Below are 16,039 nucleotides of genomic sequence, written 5' to 3'. Positions count from 1 at the left end.
TTAACCGCTAGTTGCTGATTGATTGCGTCTATACCCCTAACGCCCATGTGGATAAACCTGTGGAAACTGTGGATAGCCATGAAGTAGCTGTGACCGGCGCAACAGGGGGCCCATCCACGCGCGCCGAAGGCGAGTCGCCGAGCGCACCGACGCGGATTTACGCGGCGGCCGTGCTTTGCGTTAACGCCGGACGATCGTTGCGTTGCAGTGCTTTGCGGCGCTTTGCGGTGCCTTGCAGTGGTTCTGAACGGGCCGCGTCGGCGGTGGGAACAGTCGCGTTGCGGCGGCCCGCATCGTCGCCAGGGATACGCTGGTCCGGTGATCCAGGTGTGCTCCCAGTGCGGCACTCGGTGGAACGTGCGCGAACGCCGCCGCGAGTGGTGCCCCCGCTGCCGCGGCGCGCTGCTCGCACCACTGCCGGACACCGCGGGGGCCGCCCCCGGGTGGAATACGCCCGCCAGCCCGCCTGCTCGGTCGATCACGCCGCAACGCACCCCGCCGCGGTTGCCGCCGGGCTTCCGCTGGATCGCGGTGCGTCCGGGTGCCGCACCCCCCATGCGGCGGGGCCGACGGGTGCTCGGGCCCACGCCTCGCTACGCGGTGATCCCGCGCTGGGGGTTGACCGACCGCGTCGCGCAGACCGCGGCGGGCCCCGAGGGTTCGGCGCCGGCCGGGCCGCCGTCCGCGCTGGTGCGTCTGGTGCTGTTCATCAGCGTGCTCACGCTCGGCGTTGCCGCGCTGGTGTACGTCGCCCGGTATGTGCTGTTGGTCTACAACCGAAAGACCTTGCTGAACTCGATCGTGGCGACCGCGGCGGACTGGCTGGGGGATCTGGCCAGTGTGGCGGCCCTCATCGCGCTGATCACCTCTGGGGTGCTTCTGATTCGGTGGCTGATCGCGCGGCGGGCAGCGGTGTTTGCGCATTACGGCCTAGCCGATTATCGCTCGGTCGCGGCGTTGTGGGCCGGCTGCGCCGTGCCGCTGGTCAATCTGCTGTGGGCTCCGGTCTACGTCATCGAGTTGGCCGCTCTCGAGGATCATCTCGGTCGAGTGCGCCGACCCATCGTCGAATGGTGGATCGCCTGGGTTGTCAGCTACGCGGTGTCGATCTGGGCCATCCTCACCAGTTTCGCCACCGATCCCCAGGGCATCGCGAACAACACCGTCCTGATGGTGTTCGGGTACCTGTTCGCGGCCGCGACGCTGGCCGCCGTGGCCCGGATATTCGAGGGATTCGAACGCAAACCCGTAGCACGCCCCGCGCACCGTTGGGTCGTGGTAACCCCAGATCTCCCGGCTCGGCCCGGCGCGTCCGACGCCGTTCCGGTTGAGTCCGACGCGGCTCCGGTTGAGTTGAAGGGGGAGGAACCGGCAGCATAGGGATATGACGTGGGCCGACGAGGTGGTCGCCGGGCATCCCTTTGTCGTCGCCCATCGCGGCGCGTCGGCGGCTCGCCCCGAACACACGCAGGCGGCGTACGACCTCGCGCTCAAAGAGGGGGCCGACGGGGTGGAATGCGATGTACGGCTGACCCGCGACGGCCATTTGGTGTGCGTGCACGACCGCCGGCTGGACCGGACCTCGACCGGCGCCGGTCTAGTCAGCACCATGACGCTCGCCCAGTTGCGCGAGCTGGAATTCGGTGCCTGGCACGACAGTTGGCGGCCCGATGGCACCCACGGTGATACCAGCCTGCTGACGCTGGATGCCCTGGTATCGCTGGTGCTCGACTGGAACCGGCCGGTCAAGCTGTTCATCGAGACCAAGCACCCGGTTCGGTACGGCTCGCTGGTCGAAAGCAAGCTGCTGGCGCTGCTGCACCGCTACGGCATCGCTTCGCCGGCGTCGGCCGACCGGTCGCGCGCGGTGGTGATGTCCTTCTCGGCCGCGGCCGTGTGGCGAATCCGCCGAGCAGCACCGCTGCTGCCTACGGTTTTGCTCGGCCGGAATGCCCGCTACCTGACCAGCAGCGCGGCCACGGCCGTCGGGGCCACAGCCGTCGGGCCCTCGGTCGTCGCGCTGAAGGAATATCCGCAACTGGTGGATCGCGCCGCCGCCCAGGGCCGGGCGGTGTATTGCTGGACCGTCGACGGGTACGACGACATCGACTTCTGCCGGGACGTCGGGGTGGCCTGGATCGCTACCAACCACCCCGGCCGCACGAAAACCTGGCTGGAAAACGCGCGGACCCTCGACGGCAGGGGCTAGACCGGCGAGACCAGGTGGCCGCCCGCGGCCGGCGGGGCACTCGCGCTGATGCCCTGAGTAGCCACCTCGCGGGCGACGAAGTTTTCCAGGTCGAACAGGTTGGCCCCGGCGCGGTCGGACACCGTCACCAGGGTTTTCATCACCGCGACCTCTTCGACCTGCTCTTGCAGGAACCACTGCATGAACTGCTCGCCGAGGTAATCACCCTCGTCGCGCGCCACCCGGGCCAGCTGGGTGATCTGTTCGGTGACGATTTTTTCCTGCTCGAGAGCCAGGACCAGCGCGTCGCGCGGTTGGTCGAATCGGTTGCGCACCGCGTCGACGCCCGTGATCTCGACCGGAACGTCACGGTCGAGCAGATGCTGCACCAACATCATTGCGTGATTGCGTTCCTCAAGCGCGCGGCCGTAAAAATGTTTCGCCAATTGTGGTAGTTCGGCGGCGCTGAAATAAACGGCAATCGCGACGTATTGCTGAGAGCTCGTGAATTCGTGGGAAATCTGTTCCTGGAGTAATGAGTGGAACTTCGACTTGGGGGCGTCCGTCTCGGTCATGCCAGCAGCTTAGCGCAGGTAAGAAGGCCGGGCAACGGGTGTAGGACCGTCTCAGGAAATATTCTCAGAACTATGTAAGCGCATTGTTCCAGCCATATTTACCTCAGTATAAATAGACAACATTACGCGTGGAATATTTCGGGAATTACGACGCGTATTAGCGTCACGAACTCATTATGACTGCCCTTCGAGCGCGGCGGCGGGCACCGCGGAGTCGGCGACCAGCGCTTCGAACAGCTGGCCCGCGACGTCGTGATTCCATACCACTACCGAGCCCGCGCTGTTACTGGCGAAGTCGCCGATTGGGACGGTCAGTGTGGTGGTCGATCCGTGCAGCGCCCAGCCCAGCCGGGCCAGGTCCCAGACGTGGTCGCGGTCGTCGACCGTGAGCGCCTCGGCCGCGGCGTGCGGCACGGCGTACCAGCGCCACGGGTTGAGCCACACCGACGGGCTGGCCGCGCGGTGCAGCAGCGCCGAGATGAACTGCCGCTGGTTGACCATCCGGTCCAGATCCGCTCGAGGGGTGTCGCGGGTCCGAACGTATCCGAGCGCGCTGCGGCCGTTCAGCTTCTGGCAGCCGGCGGGCAGGTCGATGCCGGCCAACGGATCGTTGATCGGCGCGGTCGGGCAGACGGTGACGCCGCCGAGGGCGTCCACCACCGCCGCGAAGCCGCTGAACCCGATCTCGGCGTAGTGGTCAAGGCGCAGTCCCGTAGCCTGCTCCACCGTCTGGACCAGTAATGGTGCCCCGCCGATCGCGAAGGCTGAGTTGATCTTGTCCTTGCCATGTCCCGGAATCGGCACGAACGAGTCGCGCGGTATCGACACCATCGTCGTCGGATTGCTCGACCCCAGCGCGGGGATGTGGATCAGCAGGATCGTGTCGGTGCGACTGCTACCGACATCGCCTCCGGTGGCCAGATTCTCCTGCTGCTCGGCCGACAGGCCCTGGCGACTGTCCGACCCTACGAGTAGCCAGTTGGTGCCGCGGCTGGATGCCGGTCGATCGGGGTAATTGGTCAGCACCGTCGTGCGATGCAGCGTCGTGTCCAACCACCAGCCGCCGCCCACGACAACGACGACGGTCAGCAGGAAACCGGTCAACAGTGTCGACGCGATCACCCGTCCCCAGCGGCGCTTCTTGGGCTTGCGGTGCACGCCCGGCAGGTCCGACGGCGGCGACGACTGGTCGCGTGGCCGTGCGCGCGATCGCGGTTTGTCGCTTGGCGCCACCTGGCCGGGGCCCGCCGCGCCGACGGACACCGGCGGCGAGATTCGGGGGAGCGGCACCGTCTGGTCGGTAGCAGACGGCGGCGGATTGGTGGGGCGATGCAGCATCGGCGGCGGCTCGGCACGCGGCTCTGGCGGGATCGGACGCCGACGGCGTTCACGGTGTGCTGATCGGTCGCCGTTCACCCAGCTAACTTACGTGCCCCACTCGGGGTGCCCGGCGTGCGGCGCGCCCGGTTACGGGCGGGCGCGCAAGCCGTTGATGAAGGGGCAACCCATCAGCACGCGAATGGCCTGGCTTAACCCGGTCATGTCGTCCACCGGCTTGTGGAACGGCAGCCGGATATCGTGGTCGTCGCCGTCGCCGCCTTCGACACGGAACCGTACCCCGTAGCGGTCCAGCCCCAGCGGGCGCACGTGTCCGCGCCGCAACGGCGCCGGCAGCCGCGACACCAAGCGGGCGACGACGTCGCCGTGGGCCGTGTCCAGGTGCCACAGCAGGCTCGACTCGATCTCGCAGAATGGGTCGGGACGCGCCGCGAGCAGGTCCCGGATGTCGACGGGCTCGGCGCCGGTGGCGTCGGTAACCACGACGGACGCAACTTCGAGCCGCAGCAGCGTGTAGCGATCCTCGCCCGGGGTCGGCGGCATGCACTTCGGCGTATCCACCTGCAGCAGCGCCGGATGCGGGCACTCGCTGGCGATCACATCGAGGGTGGGGTTTATCTCGTTCGGCGGGACCTGGCGCAGGTGGCCGCGGACCCACACCAGCGAACGCACCGGCTCCCGCAGCGGAAGCGGTGCGTAGTCGGTCAGTTCGAGCAGCGCTTGGGAGACGCAGACCCGGCCACCCGCCGTGCCGTCGCTGGGCAGGGCGACCGCGAAGGATCCGTCGTGCAGCAGGTGGTGCACCGGCGTGGGCACCGGCTCCTCGCGCTCGACCGCAAGCAGGGCGCCGCCGGCCCGGGCACAGGCGCTGCGGATGCGTTCGGCAGTCGTCGGCGCGGCGCTGGTCAGCGGTAACATCGTTCCCCTTCGTCGTTAGGTAAGCCTAAGTTAACTTAGATCGAAGGTCGAAGCAAGGCCGCTTTTTGATGGAGGCCACTAGGGTTGTCACCGTGGTCGGCATCACTTACCTCGGTCCCGAAGGGACCTTCACCGAGGCAGCGCTCTTGCAGATGATGTCGGCCGGGCTGATCCCCGACCATCATCTGGGCCCGGTAGAGCGGACACCGATCGAAAGCACGCCCGCCGCGCTCGAGGCAGTCCGCAGCGGGGAGACCGACTACGCGTGTGTGCCGATCGAGAACTCGATCGACGGCACGGTGGTGCCGACATTGGACAGCCTTGCGAACGGCTCGCCGATGCAGATCTTCGCCGAGACGACGCTGGACGTGGCCTTCAGCATCGTCGTCCAACCCGGCCTGGGTAAGAAACTCGGCGCCGACGACGTCAAGACGCTGGCGGCCTTTCCGGTGGCTGCCGCCCAGGTGCGCCGCTGGCTCGCCGCCAACTTGCCCGACGTCGAACTGCGCCCGGCGTACTCGAACGCCGATGCCGCGCGGCAGGTGGCCAAGGGTGAGGCCGACGCCGCGGTGACCTCGCCGCTGGCCGCTACGCACTGGAAGCTCGAGTCGCTGGCCCAAGGCGTGGTCGACGAACTCAACGCCCGGACCCGCTTCGTGTTAGTGGGCCGCCCAGGGCCGCCGCCGGTGCGTACCGGTGCCGATCGCACCTCGGTGGTGTTGCGGATCGAGAATGCGCCGGGCGCACTGCTCGCGGCGCTGGGCGAATTCGGCATCCGCGACATCGACCTGACCCGAATCGAATCCCGGCCGACCCGAACCGAACTCGGTACCTATCAGTTCTTCGTCGACTGCGCGGGACATATCGACGACGATGCTGTCGCCGAGGCACTCAAGGCGCTGCACCGTCGTTGTGTGGACGTGCGGTATCTAGGTTCCTGGCCGACGGGCTCGGCGACGGGCATCGGGCCACCACCACCAGACGAGGCGTCGCGCTGGCTGGCGCGGCTGCGGGAGGGTAAACCTGAGCAGGCCGATGCTTCGGCGGGGGGATTTAGACGATGAGTGGTCGGTTGGTGCTGCTTCGGCACGGCCAGTCGTTCGGCAATGTCGAACGGCGGCTGGACACCCGGCCGCCCGGGACGGATCTGACGCCGACGGGGCGCGACCAGGCGCGGGCGTTCGCGCTCGACGCCGGGCGCCCGGCGCTGCTCGCGCACTCGGTGGCCAACCGGGCGGCACAGACCGCCGCGGTGATCGGCAGCCACGTCGACGTGGCCCCGCGTGAATTCGCCGGGATACACGAGGTACAGGTGGGGCACCTGGAAAACCGCAACGACGACGAGGCGGTCGCGGAGTTCAACGCCATTTACGAGCGCTGGCAGCACGGCGAACTCGACGTGGCGCTGCCCGGCGGCGAAACCGCCAACGACGTGCTGGACCGCTACGTCCCGGTGCTTACCGAGTTGCGGATGCGCTACCTCGACGACCACGCGTGGACCGGCGACATCGTCGTCGTCAGCCATGGCGCGGCGATCCGGCTGGTATCCGCGGTGCTGGCCGGAGTCGACGCCGGCTTCGCCCTGGACAACCACCTGGGCAATGCGGAGTCGGTGGTGCTGGCCCCGATCACCGACGGGCGGTGGAGTTGTGTGCGATGGGGAACCCTGACGCCGCCGTTCTACCCGGAGCCCGAGCCGAGCCCCGTCGCGGACGCGGTGCACTCGGGCACCGATCCGATGGGCTGATCAGACCGCCAGCGCCACCAATTCTGTGCAGGTGCAGCCGACGGCGTCGCAGTCGATGACGAACGTGTGCGCCAGCAGCTCGGGGCTGACGCAGTCCGGCTCGGTGCACTCCGAACGGCGCAGCGAGTGGCGAATGATGGTGCCGTGGCAGTGTTCTAGGCCGGCTCGGCAGTCGCGGCATTCTGCGCTCATAGGCTGTTCCTAGCACCAGGGGACGACAAATCCGCGCTGCCGCGCGGAGAAGATCGGCGGATTGCGGGAATCTCGGAAATCTCGGGAATCTTTAGCCCCAGCCCAGTTCTTCGAGCCGGTCATCGTCGATACCGAAATGGTGGGCAATTTCGTGGATCACGGTGATCGCCACCTCCTCGACGACGTCGTCATCGGAGTCGCAGATATCTAGCAGTGCCTCGCGGTAGATCGTGATGGCGTCCGGCAGCGATCCACCGTAGTCGGAGTCACGCTCGGTCAACGCCACCCCTTCGTAGAGCCCCAGCAGTTCGGGCTCGTCGGGATGGCGGTCCTCGACGAGGATGACGACGTTGTCCATCGCGGCCGCCAGCTGGGCAGGGATCAGATCGAGTGCGTCGGAGACCAGTTCGTCGAACCGCTGCGGATCCATCCGCACGGCCACGCGGCTAGCCTGCCGGTGCCGGCTCGGCTGGCGCGGGCGGTGCGCCCGGTGGAGGTGCGTCCGGCATCGGCGGTGGCGCCTGGTTGCCCGCCGGCGGTGCACCGTTGTCGGCCGGAGGCGCCGGAACATCTTGCGGCGCTTGGTTAGCCGGGGCTTGCGTGGTCGCCCGGGGCGGTGTCACCACCGGCTGCTGCTGGGGCAGGTGCTGATTGCCCTGCGGCATCTCCGGGGGAGCGTTGGACTGCTGGGGCGGGCTCGCCGGGCTGGCCGGAACCTGAACCGGAAGCTGCGGCATCTGCGGCATCGTCAGCCGCTCTTCGGGAATGTCGGGCGGCGGCACCGGGGCCATACCGTTGATCAGCAGCTGACCCTTGGCCCTGTTGACCAGGGTGGCCCAGCCCCCGTTGCCCAGTGTGGCGCCGATGCTGCAGGCGACCTCGCGGCTACCCGCCGACCAACTCGGCAGCGCCACGGTCGGGTAAATCAGCGTCAACGTGGTGGTGCGCAACTTAACCGGCGCGAGATAGGCGTCGGTCATCTTGGTGCAGGCGTCCTTGATGTAGCCGTCTTGCTCGGGCTCGGCCGGCAGCGCCCCCGTGAACTTCTCGGCCAGGTTCACCGTGCCGGTGACCTCCATCGCGTGCGGCGCCTTGCAGTCGACCGGGACGTCGATGGGCTGGTTGGCGGTCGAGTCGATGCCCAGGCAGGTGCCGGCCGGCCACACCTTGGACTGGTCGACGTCGGCGACCTTGCCCTTGAAAGCGGCCTGTTCGTTGTTCGCGCCGGGCATCTGCAGGCCGCACAACATGCGGCGCTCGCCGGACTGGCGCCAGGCCCGATCACCCGCCCACAGCAGGCTGACGCTGAATTTGCTGTTGGGGTCGTATTTTGGCCCGAGGTAACGGCGCACCGCGGCCTCGCACTGCTCCTGGCTGATCTGTTGGATGCGAGCCGGCGACGGCGGGGCGGCGTTGGGACCGTATTCCGAGCCGGGGAAGGTGCGCATGTCGATGGATTCGGCGACCTCGAACTTGTGGTCGTCGGTGCACTTGACGATGCTCGCGGACTCCGGTGTGACGTCCGGCCACATCAGACAATCGCCGCTTTTGGCGCGGTTGAAGGCGGCGTCGGTCTTAGCTCCGGTGCTGGGTACCGGATTGCTGTCGAGGTAGCCGGCAAGCCGGCCCTGCCCCGGCCCGCCGACCGGCAGTGCGGTTACCAGGCCGGCGATCAACAGCCCGCCGAGCGCGAACAGAAGCAACGCCCGTCGGGTCGCCGTCGCCTGCAGGGTGCGCGGCAACTGGAAGCCGGCCAGCGGCCGCTCCGCCTCGGCGGCGGGCGGGCCTGGCGCGGCGACTTCCGTCTCGAGCGTGTCCGACATCGCCTCCATTCTGACAGGACGCCCGAGCGAACGTGACAAAAGTTACAGATGTGAGTCCTGGGGCTAGCTCCTTCGGATGCTCCGCGCGGCGGGCGCCCGGCCGAAAGTAATCTTGCGGCCGTGATCGACCTCAAGCTGCTCCGGGAAGACCCCGACGCCGTCCGCCGCTCCCAACTCAGCCGCGGTGAGGATCCGGCGCTGGTCGACGCGCTGCTGACGGCCGACGCCGCCCGCCGGGCCGCGATCTCGACGGCCGACACGCTGCGCGCCGATCAGAAGGCCGCCAGCAAGAGCGTGGGCAAGGCGTCGCCCGAGGAGCGCCCGGCCTTGTTGGCGCGCGCCAAGCAGCTCGCCGAAGAGGTGAAGGCGGCCGAGACCGCCCAGGCCGACGCGGAGACGGCGTTCACCGCCGCACACATGGCGATCTCGAACGTCGTCATCGACGGGGTGCCCGCGGGCGGGGAGGCCGACTTCGCGGTGCTCGACATCGTCGGTGAGCCGCCGGCGATCGAGAACCCGAAGGATCATCTGGAGTTGGGTGAGTCGCTGGGTCTGATCGACATGGCGCGCGGCGCCAAGGTGTCCGGCTCGCGGTTCTACTTCCTGACCGGCAAGGGCGCGCTGCTGCAGCTGGGCCTGCTACAGCTGGCGCTGCGGCTGGCCGTCGAGAACGGATTCGTCCCGATGATCCCGCCGGTGCTGGTCCGTCCGGAGGTGATGGCCGGCACCGGATTTCTGGGCGCCCACGCCGACGAGATCTACCGGGTCGAGGCCGACGACCTTTACCTGGTGGGCACCTCGGAGGTGCCATTGGCGGGCTACCACGCCGACGAGATCCTGGACCTGTCCGGCGGCCCGCTACGGTACGCGGGCTGGTCGTCGTGTTTCCGCCGCGAGGCCGGCAGCTACGGCAAGGACACCCGCGGCATCATCCGGGTGCATCAATTCGACAAGGTCGAAGGTTTCGTCTACTGCACGCCGGACGAGGCCGACGCCGAACACCAGCGGCTGCTGGGCTGGCAGCGCGAGATGCTGGCGCTCATCGAGGTGCCGTACCGGGTAATCGACGTCGCCGCGGGCGATCTCGGGTCGTCGGCGGCTCGCAAGTTCGATTGTGAGGCTTGGGTTCCGACCCAGCAGACCTACCGTGAGCTGACGTCGACGTCGAACTGCACCACGTTCCAGGCGCGCCGGCTGGCCACCCGCTATCGCGACGCGGGAGGCAAGCCGCAGATCGCGGCCACGCTCAACGGCACGCTGGGCACCACCCGCTGGCTGGTGTCGATCCTGGAGAACCACCAGCGGCCCGACGGCACCGTGCGGGTACCCGAGGCGCTGGTGCCGTTCGTCGGGACCGAGGTGTTGGAACCGACTTAGCCGCCGAACCGACACCGAGGCGCGCCGCGGACCCTATGATCGAGCAGTCGGTCTGGCCTTTGGAGGGGGAGGTCGAGCGTGCGAGGTGTGATCGGCTTGTGGTGGCGCCAAACCGATCACTATGACCAATTGAGCGCACACTTGGCGACCCGGCGGATGGACACGGTCACGCGGGTCGCCATCGCCGCAATTGCGGGCTCGTTGTCCGTCACCGCGGGCGCGACGATCTGGAGCTCGTTGGGGCCGCGCACCCCCGTGGGGGTCATCTGTGCGGCGTTGGGGTGTATCGGCGCGGCGATCGTGGCCGCGCTGTGGGCGCTGCACTGGCCCGGCCGCGGCCAGGCGGTCCGGCTGACGGTGTTGGGCAACGCGAGCATCGTGCTGACCACGCTGTCTCAGACTGGGCCGATCTCCGCCGTGCTCGCCTGCATGACCTTCGCGACGCTGGCCAGTTACATCTCGCTGTTTCACACCGCACCGCTGATGCTCTACAACTTCGTGATCACCGCGCTGGTAGGTGCTTACGAGTTCGTCCGCCTTGCCGAAAGGTACGGCATCGTGGCCGCGTCCTGCGGATACGAGGTTCTGCTGATCCTGAACCTGGCGGTGCCGTTCGGTGTCCAAGCGGTTGTATACGTGCTTCGCGCCGACGCGCTCCAGTCCGAACGCGACCAACTCACCGGGTTGCTGAACCGCGGCGGATTCGAGCGGCGCGCCAAAGTGCTGGCGGAAAAGTTGAGCGAGGAGTTCGGTCATCTCGTGATCGCGGTGATCGACTTGGACCGTTTCAAACAGCTGAACGATCTCCATGGGCACGGCACCGGCGACGCAGCGCTCGTCTCGGTGGCTCGCGCGCTGCGAGACACCAGCGACGACGCCACGGTCATCGGCCGCTCGGGTGGCGAGGAATTCGTGATCGCCGCCGGCTGGAACCCGGACGAGGTGGACGGGCGGGCACAAATGCTGTGTGAGGCCATCGCACGGTTACCGTTCAGAATCACCGCCAGCGTCGGGACGGCCGGCGCCCGTCCCGACCCTCGAGTGCATGAGCCCGAGTCTTTGATCGCCGCCCTGACCGTGGCCGCCGACGACGCGATGTACGTGGCGAAACGTCGCGGGGGCAATCAGGTCGGCCATCACCGGGCACCGATCCCGCGAAGCGCGCAGCCTTAGGCGTTGACTTTGGGGACCATCGCGCGCTCTTGTTCGTGGCGGCGCTGCCGTTCCATCGTCGCGAAGTAGAACGCGAACGCGAACGCGAAGCTGGTGAACAGGCTGGACACGAAGTACAGCCAGGGTCGCTTGTACCCGCGGCGATAGCCGTCGACGATGGTAAAGATCGGCAGCAGAACGACATTGGCGATCGTGTAGTCCTGGCTGGCCGAGCTGGCCGCGGGGTTGGTGAACATCAGCTTGATGTATTCGGCCCAGCTCCCGTGTTCGCCCCACAGCGGGTTGGTGGATCCGTGCGAGTACTGCGCCACGTAGGTGATGTTGAAGTACCAGCCGAGCGCGACCGACGCGATCCCGACGACGTAGTAGACGATTTCCATCGGAGAGAAGAATCCGCCGCCGGCGGGCCGGGCGAAGACCGTCGAGTTTGACCTGACGATCCAGATGATGACCGCGAGTCCGAGTACCGCGTGGGTGATGAGGGAGACCATGGGCGCAGTCTCACCCCCGCCGCGAAGTTTTGTCAATATTGACACAACATTTCTTGGTACCTTACTCAAATGGTCAGGCCCGCCCAGACGGCACGCAGTGAGCGCACCCGCGATGCGTTGCGCCAGGCTGCGGTGGTGCGATTCCTGGCCCAGGGCGTGGAAGACACGTCGGCGGAACAGATTGCCGCCGATGCCGGGGTATCGCTGCGCACGTTCTATCGCCACTTCACGTCCAAGCACGACTTGCTGTTCGCGGATTACACCGGGCTGCACTGGTTTCGGGCGGCGCTGGATGCCCGGCCGCCCGACGAGGCGATCATCGATTCGGTGCAGTCGGCCATCTTCGCGTTCCCCTATGACGTCGACGCGGTGACCAAAATCGCCGCCCTGCGCCACGACGAACTCGACCCCGGTCGCATCGTTCGCCACATCCGCGAGGTCCAGGCCGACTTCGCCGATGCCATTGGCGCGCAACTACAACGGCGTAGCGGCGGGGCCAACGGCACCGCGCATCCGGCGGTGGACGAACAGGTACGCACCGCGGTTACCGCTCGGTGCATCGCGGCCGCGGTGTTCGGCGCGATGGAGGTATGGATGGAGAGCGACGACCGGTCGCTGGGCGAACTCGCGCGGCTGTGTCACGCCGCGCTGGAGTCGCTGCGCGCGGGCATCACCGACTCGTGGAGCTCGGCGACCGGCCGGCGAGTTTCGTCATAATTGACAAAACTTTGCGGCCGTGCGAGCCTCCTTTCCGGAGGGCAGGCACATGACTGAATATGACGCGATCGTTATCGGTGCAGGGCACAACGGGCTCACCGCGGCCGTGCTGCTGCAGAAGGCGGGACTGCGCACGGTGTGCCTGGACCCCAAGCTCTACGCGGGCGGTATGGCGTCCACCGTCGAGCTGTTCGACGGGTACCAGTTCGAGATCGCCGGCTCGGTGCTGTTCCCGACGTCGTCCCAGGTGGTCCACGAGCTCGGGCTCGACACGATGCCGACGATCGACCTGGACGTGATGTCGGTGGCAGTGCGTGGTGTCGGCGATGATCCGCTGATCCAGTACAGCGATCCGATCAAGCTGTTCACCCACCTCAACGAGGTGCACGGGGCGGAGGCCGTCAACGGGATGGCGGGCCTGATGGGATGGGCTCAGGCGCCGTGCCGCGCGTTGGGCCGATTCGAAGCCGGGACGCCACCCAAGAGCATCGATGAGATGTATGCCTGTGCCACAAATGAATTCGAGCGCTCGGCGATCGACGACATGCTGTTCGGGTCGGTCACCGACGTGTTGGACCGCTACCTTCCGGACCGCGAGAAGTTCGGTGCGATCCGCGGCTCGATGACCGTGCTGGCCGTCAACACGCTCTACCGCGGGCCGGCCACGCCGGGAAGCGCTGCGGCGCTCGCCTTCGGACTCGGCGTTCCGACCGGGGACACCATGCAGATGAAGAAGCTGCGCGGCGGCATCGGCGCGCTGACCGCCCATCTGCGCGAGGTGTTCGAGAGCCACGGCGGCGAAGTTCGGTTGCGTACCAAGGTGACCGACATTCTGGTCGCCGACGGACAGGTGACCGGGATCCGCACCGAGGCGGGGGAGACGTTGAACGCCCCGATCGTGGTGTCGGGCGTCGCGCCGGACGTCACGCTCAACGAGATGGTCGATCCCGCCGCGCTGCCCGCCGATATCCGGGAACGCTATGCGCGCATCGATCACCGCGGCAGCTACTTGCAGATGCACTTCGCACTGGACGAGGCCCCCGAATTCGCGGCACCCTACGAGATCCTCAACGACCGGGCCATGCAGGCCTCCATCGGGCTGTTCTGCACGCCGGAAGAAGTCCAGCAGCAGTGGGAGGACGCCCGGCGCGGCATCGTTCCGGCCGACCCGACGGTCGTGTTGCAGATCCCGTCGCAGAACGACCCGGACCTGGCGCCCGACGGCAAGCATGCCGCGTCGGTATTCGCGCTGTTCTTCCCGATCGAGGGCGACGTGGATTACGGGCAGGCGAAGGTCGAGATGGGTCAGCGGGTGATCGACAAGATCACCCGGCTGGCACCGAATTTCGAACGCAGCATCATCCGGCACACCACCTTCACACCCAAGCACATGGGAGTGATGTTCGGCGCCCCCGGCGGCGACTACTGCCACGGCCTGTTGAACGCGAACCAGATCGGTCCCAATCGGCCGGGTCCGAGAGGCTTTCTCGGCCAACCGATCCCGATCAAGGGGCTGTACCTGGGCAGTGCGGGTTGTCACGGCGGACCCGGGATCACCTTCACCCCTGGCTACAACGCCGCGCATGCGGCGCTGGAAGACCGCTAGCCGAGCCGGGCCAGCAGCCTCTCGAGTAGGGCGATGAACTCATCCGGGCGCGCCGGTGTGAACGCGGGATTCGGCCGGGCGCCCGGGATGTCCAGGGTGATCAACGTCGACCGCAGTGGTCGTTGCACGTCCAGCGGCAGCCAATAGCGCGGATCGGTACCGCCCCACAGGGTGAACCGCGCCGTGAACCAGCCCAGCGGTTGGGATTTGTATCCGCGGATCGCGTCCAGCGCGATGATCTTCGACGTACCGTCAGGAAAGTGGTAGCGCCGCAACGTGATCGCCGCCCGGTCCAACTGCACCAGGCCGTCATCGTAGGATTCCCGGTAGGTCTCGGTCATACCCGGCGGCTCCGCAGCTGGTGACCGCGGGTGGTCAGGCAGCGGCCGTTGTCGAGGCGCCACTGCCAGCCATGCAGATTACAGGTGAGCGTGTCGCCCTCGACCACGCCGAATTTCGACAGGTCGGCCTTGAGGTGGGGGCAGCGGCGCTGAATCTCCCAGCCGTCCATAGTGATCGACGCGGAGTCGTCATGGGTTTCGGCGAACCAGCCGTCGGCGTAGGCGATGCGTTCGTCGGTCAGGCACTTGAAGAAGGTGTACAGATACTCGTTATACCCGCCGACCCGCCATGCCCGGAAACGCGTGGACAAGAAGATGGTGTTGACCCAGTCCGGTTCCCGATCGCGCAACACGGTGCGCACCAATTCGGGGGCGATCGCAAAGCCATATCGGAATTTCTCATGCGCAATACGTTCGCGGACAATCCGTTTCGGGAAGTCGAGGACCACCGTATCGGGGCCGATCACCAGCTCGACCGGGTAGCCGATGCCGTCGCAGATCTCGTCGCTTTGCAGCATGATCGGCTCGAACAACCCGCGCAGCGGTTCCAGCAGCGCCTCGCCGGCCGCGGGTGCCCAGCCCGCCCGCTCGGCGGCCAAGACCGGGGCCATCCGTTCGGCATAGTCGGCGATGTAGGCCGCCTTGCCCGTGGTGAAGATGGCCTCGACGTCGTCGTCGGGCAGCGGGTGATGCAGCGAGTTCATCGACCTACCAGTGAAATCCGCGACCGACCCGGGAATCATCAGCAGGCCGCGATCGTGTCCGTGGCGGCGCATCTGGTCCAAGAACACCAGCTGGTCCGGGAAGATGTTGGCCGGATCGCCGTGGTCGTCGTTGAGGTGGCGCAACTCGGGGTCCAAAAAGCAAGGCGGTCCCGCGGATGGCACCACCCAGGTCGCATCCACCTGCGCGATGTACTGGCGTGCGCGATCCATTTGGCGCTGCCGCTTCTGGATACCGAACGACTCCTTAGCCCGGGCCGGCATGTCGTAGACCATTGGATACCAGATCGCCCCGGAGTACTGCAGCAGGTGGACGTCGATGTGCCCGAACTCGGTCGCGAGCATGTCCAAGTCGACCGGCCGGGCGTCGTTCATGTTGAAAACCGTTGTCTGGCCGTCGGAGACGACGAGGGCAGAGTCGCCGATCGGGCCGTCGGCGGGTGCCCGCAGCGCGACGACCATGATCTCCAGCTCGCCCTTGGGTCCGCTGACGTGGTGCTTGACGGAGTCGCTGGTCTCGAAGAACCGGTGAAAACCTAGTTGCTGCAGTTCATTTCGCAGATCCGGCACGGGGAAGTCGGGCAGCAGCACCACCGCGTCCTTGTTGACGTGATCGCGCAGGTGGTTCGCGTCGAAGTGGTCCTTGTGCAGGTGTGAGACATACAGATAGTCGCAGTCGCCGAGGGTGTCCCAGTCCAGTGCGGTGTTGTCCGGAAACGGGAACCACGACGCGAAGAAAGCCGGATTGACCCAGGGATCGCACAGAATGCTGCCCGCCCGGGTCTGGATCAGAAATCCGGCGTGGCCGACGCTCGTGACCTGCACAAATGC

Annotated in this window: 17 protein-coding genes; 8 read left to right on the top strand and 9 right to left on the bottom strand. The window is 67.1% G+C overall.

The window, feature by feature from the left end; genetic code table 11:
- Positions 1-318: 318 nt before the first annotated feature.
- The gene (locus tag MJO58_RS27075; protein ID WP_239721539.1) at positions 319-1,380 is read left to right on the top strand and encodes a DUF4328 domain-containing protein; all 1,062 of its coding nucleotides are present in this window, start codon (positions 319-321) and stop codon (positions 1,378-1,380) included.
- Between the two features lie 4 nt (positions 1,381-1,384).
- Positions 1,385-2,209, top strand: a complete 825-nt coding sequence (locus MJO58_RS27070) for a glycerophosphodiester phosphodiesterase (protein WP_090597849.1) — start codon at positions 1,385-1,387, stop codon at positions 2,207-2,209.
- On the opposite strand, the gene MJO58_RS27065 is transcribed toward MJO58_RS27070, so the two are convergent.
- The 3 genes from MJO58_RS27065 to MJO58_RS27055 all read right to left on the bottom strand — a co-directional run bounded on the left by MJO58_RS27065 (position 2,206) and on the right by MJO58_RS27055 (position 5,019).
- A complete protein-coding gene (locus MJO58_RS27065; RefSeq protein WP_239721538.1) occupies positions 2,206-2,763 on the bottom strand; it encodes a ferritin in 558 nt (185 codons plus the stop codon). The two genes, MJO58_RS27070 and MJO58_RS27065, sit on opposite strands and share 4 nt — an antisense overlap.
- 174 nt (positions 2,764-2,937) lie before the next feature.
- A complete protein-coding gene (locus tag MJO58_RS27060; RefSeq protein WP_239721537.1) occupies positions 2,938-4,179 on the bottom strand; it encodes an LCP family protein in 1,242 nt (413 codons plus the stop codon).
- 51 nt (positions 4,180-4,230) lie between these two features.
- Positions 4,231-5,019 carry a DUF2470 domain-containing protein gene (locus MJO58_RS27055; protein WP_239721536.1) on the bottom strand — a complete coding sequence of 263 codons (789 nt, stop codon included), beginning with the start codon at positions 5,017-5,019 and terminating at the stop codon, positions 4,231-4,233.
- Positions 5,020-5,111: 92 nt separating this feature from the next.
- Between MJO58_RS27055 and pheA the strand changes: the two genes are divergently transcribed.
- Together pheA and MJO58_RS27045 are read left to right on the top strand one after the other, a co-directional pair.
- Entirely contained in the window at positions 5,112-6,083 is a 972-nt protein-coding gene (gene pheA, locus MJO58_RS27050) for a prephenate dehydratase (protein ID WP_239723468.1), read from the top strand.
- On the top strand, positions 6,080-6,766 hold the full coding sequence (locus MJO58_RS27045) for a histidine phosphatase family protein (protein WP_090597841.1): 687 nt from the start codon (positions 6,080-6,082) through the stop codon (positions 6,764-6,766). The genes pheA and MJO58_RS27045 overlap by 4 nt, the downstream gene beginning before the upstream one ends.
- Here MJO58_RS27045 and MJO58_RS27040 read toward each other — a convergent pair whose 3' ends face one another.
- The 3 genes from MJO58_RS27040 to MJO58_RS27030 all read right to left on the bottom strand — a co-directional run bounded on the left by MJO58_RS27040 (position 6,767) and on the right by MJO58_RS27030 (position 8,790).
- On the bottom strand, positions 6,767-6,958 hold the full coding sequence (locus MJO58_RS27040; RefSeq protein WP_090597839.1) for a hypothetical protein: 192 nt from the start codon (positions 6,956-6,958) through the stop codon (positions 6,767-6,769). It abuts the gene before it with no gap.
- 91 nt (positions 6,959-7,049) lie between these two features.
- A complete protein-coding gene (locus MJO58_RS27035; protein ID WP_090597836.1) occupies positions 7,050-7,400 on the bottom strand; it encodes a metallopeptidase family protein in 351 nt (116 codons plus the stop codon).
- Positions 7,401-7,404: 4 nt separating this feature from the next.
- Positions 7,405-8,790 (bottom strand): septum formation family protein, encoded by a 1,386-nt coding sequence (locus MJO58_RS27030; protein ID WP_239721535.1) that lies wholly within the window; start codon positions 8,788-8,790, stop codon positions 7,405-7,407.
- 111 nt (positions 8,791-8,901) lie between these two features.
- Between MJO58_RS27030 and serS the strand changes: the two genes are divergently transcribed.
- Both serS and MJO58_RS27020 read left to right on the top strand, forming a co-directional pair.
- On the top strand, positions 8,902-10,158 hold the full coding sequence (serS, locus tag MJO58_RS27025; protein WP_090597832.1) for a serine--tRNA ligase: 1,257 nt from the start codon (positions 8,902-8,904) through the stop codon (positions 10,156-10,158).
- Positions 10,159-10,287: 129 nt separating this feature from the next.
- Complete coding sequence (locus MJO58_RS27020; protein WP_175364314.1) at positions 10,288-11,331, top strand: GGDEF domain-containing protein; 1,044 nt, start codon at positions 10,288-10,290, stop codon at positions 11,329-11,331.
- On the opposite strand, the gene MJO58_RS27015 is transcribed toward MJO58_RS27020, so the two are convergent.
- Positions 11,328-11,822, bottom strand: a complete 495-nt coding sequence (locus tag MJO58_RS27015; protein ID WP_239721533.1) for a DUF2834 domain-containing protein — start codon at positions 11,820-11,822, stop codon at positions 11,328-11,330. The genes MJO58_RS27020 and MJO58_RS27015 overlap by 4 nt on opposite strands.
- A gap of 69 nt (positions 11,823-11,891) precedes the next feature.
- Here MJO58_RS27015 and MJO58_RS27010 point away from each other — a divergent pair, with 69 nt between their 5' ends.
- Positions 11,892-12,539 (top strand): TetR/AcrR family transcriptional regulator, encoded by a 648-nt coding sequence (locus MJO58_RS27010; protein ID WP_090597826.1) that lies wholly within the window; start codon positions 11,892-11,894, stop codon positions 12,537-12,539.
- A 49-nt stretch (positions 12,540-12,588) separates the two neighbouring features.
- On the top strand, positions 12,589-14,145 hold the full coding sequence (locus tag MJO58_RS27005) for a phytoene desaturase family protein (RefSeq protein ID WP_090597824.1): 1,557 nt from the start codon (positions 12,589-12,591) through the stop codon (positions 14,143-14,145).
- Here the strand turns inward: MJO58_RS27005 and MJO58_RS27000 are convergent.
- Both MJO58_RS27000 and MJO58_RS26995 read right to left on the bottom strand, forming a co-directional pair.
- Entirely contained in the window at positions 14,142-14,486 is a 345-nt protein-coding gene (locus tag MJO58_RS27000) for a hypothetical protein (protein WP_090597822.1), read from the bottom strand. The genes MJO58_RS27005 and MJO58_RS27000 overlap by 4 nt on opposite strands.
- Positions 14,483-16,033 (bottom strand): MBL fold metallo-hydrolase, encoded by a 1,551-nt coding sequence (locus MJO58_RS26995; protein WP_239721532.1) that lies wholly within the window; start codon positions 16,031-16,033, stop codon positions 14,483-14,485. Before MJO58_RS26995 ends, MJO58_RS27000 begins: the two co-directional genes overlap by 4 nt.
- Positions 16,034-16,039 lie beyond the last annotated feature (6 nt).

This window comes from Mycobacterium lentiflavum, from assembly GCF_022374895.2.
In the GTDB taxonomy this organism is placed as follows: Bacteria; Actinomycetota; Actinomycetes; order Mycobacteriales; family Mycobacteriaceae; genus Mycobacterium; species Mycobacterium lentiflavum.
The sequence above is the reverse complement of the archived record's forward strand: the minus strand, read 5'-3'. Positions and strand labels throughout refer to the sequence as shown.

Bases quoted from the DNA above. Each gene is read 5' to 3' on its own strand.
- MJO58_RS27070 (WP_090597849.1), top strand. From the start codon at position 1,385: ATGACGTGGGCCGACGAGGTGGTCGCCGGGCATCCCTTTGTCGTCGCC.
- MJO58_RS27065 (WP_239721538.1), bottom strand. From the start codon at position 2,763: ATGACCGAGACGGACGCCCCCAAGTCGAAGTTCCACTCATTACTCCAG.
- MJO58_RS27055 (WP_239721536.1), bottom strand. From the start codon at position 5,019: ATGTTACCGCTGACCAGCGCCGCGCCGACGACTGCCGAACGCATCCGC.
- MJO58_RS27045 (WP_090597841.1), top strand. From the start codon at position 6,080: ATGAGTGGTCGGTTGGTGCTGCTTCGGCACGGCCAGTCGTTCGGCAAT.
- MJO58_RS27040 (WP_090597839.1), bottom strand. From the start codon at position 6,958: ATGAGCGCAGAATGCCGCGACTGCCGAGCCGGCCTAGAACACTGCCAC.
- MJO58_RS27030 (WP_239721535.1), bottom strand. From the start codon at position 8,790: ATGGAGGCGATGTCGGACACGCTCGAGACGGAAGTCGCCGCGCCAGGC.
- MJO58_RS27015 (WP_239721533.1), bottom strand. From the start codon at position 11,822: ATGGTCTCCCTCATCACCCACGCGGTACTCGGACTCGCGGTCATCATC.
- MJO58_RS27010 (WP_090597826.1), top strand. From the start codon at position 11,892: ATGGTCAGGCCCGCCCAGACGGCACGCAGTGAGCGCACCCGCGATGCG.
- MJO58_RS27005 (WP_090597824.1), top strand. From the start codon at position 12,589: ATGACTGAATATGACGCGATCGTTATCGGTGCAGGGCACAACGGGCTC.
- MJO58_RS27000 (WP_090597822.1), bottom strand. From the start codon at position 14,486: ATGACCGAGACCTACCGGGAATCCTACGATGACGGCCTGGTGCAGTTG.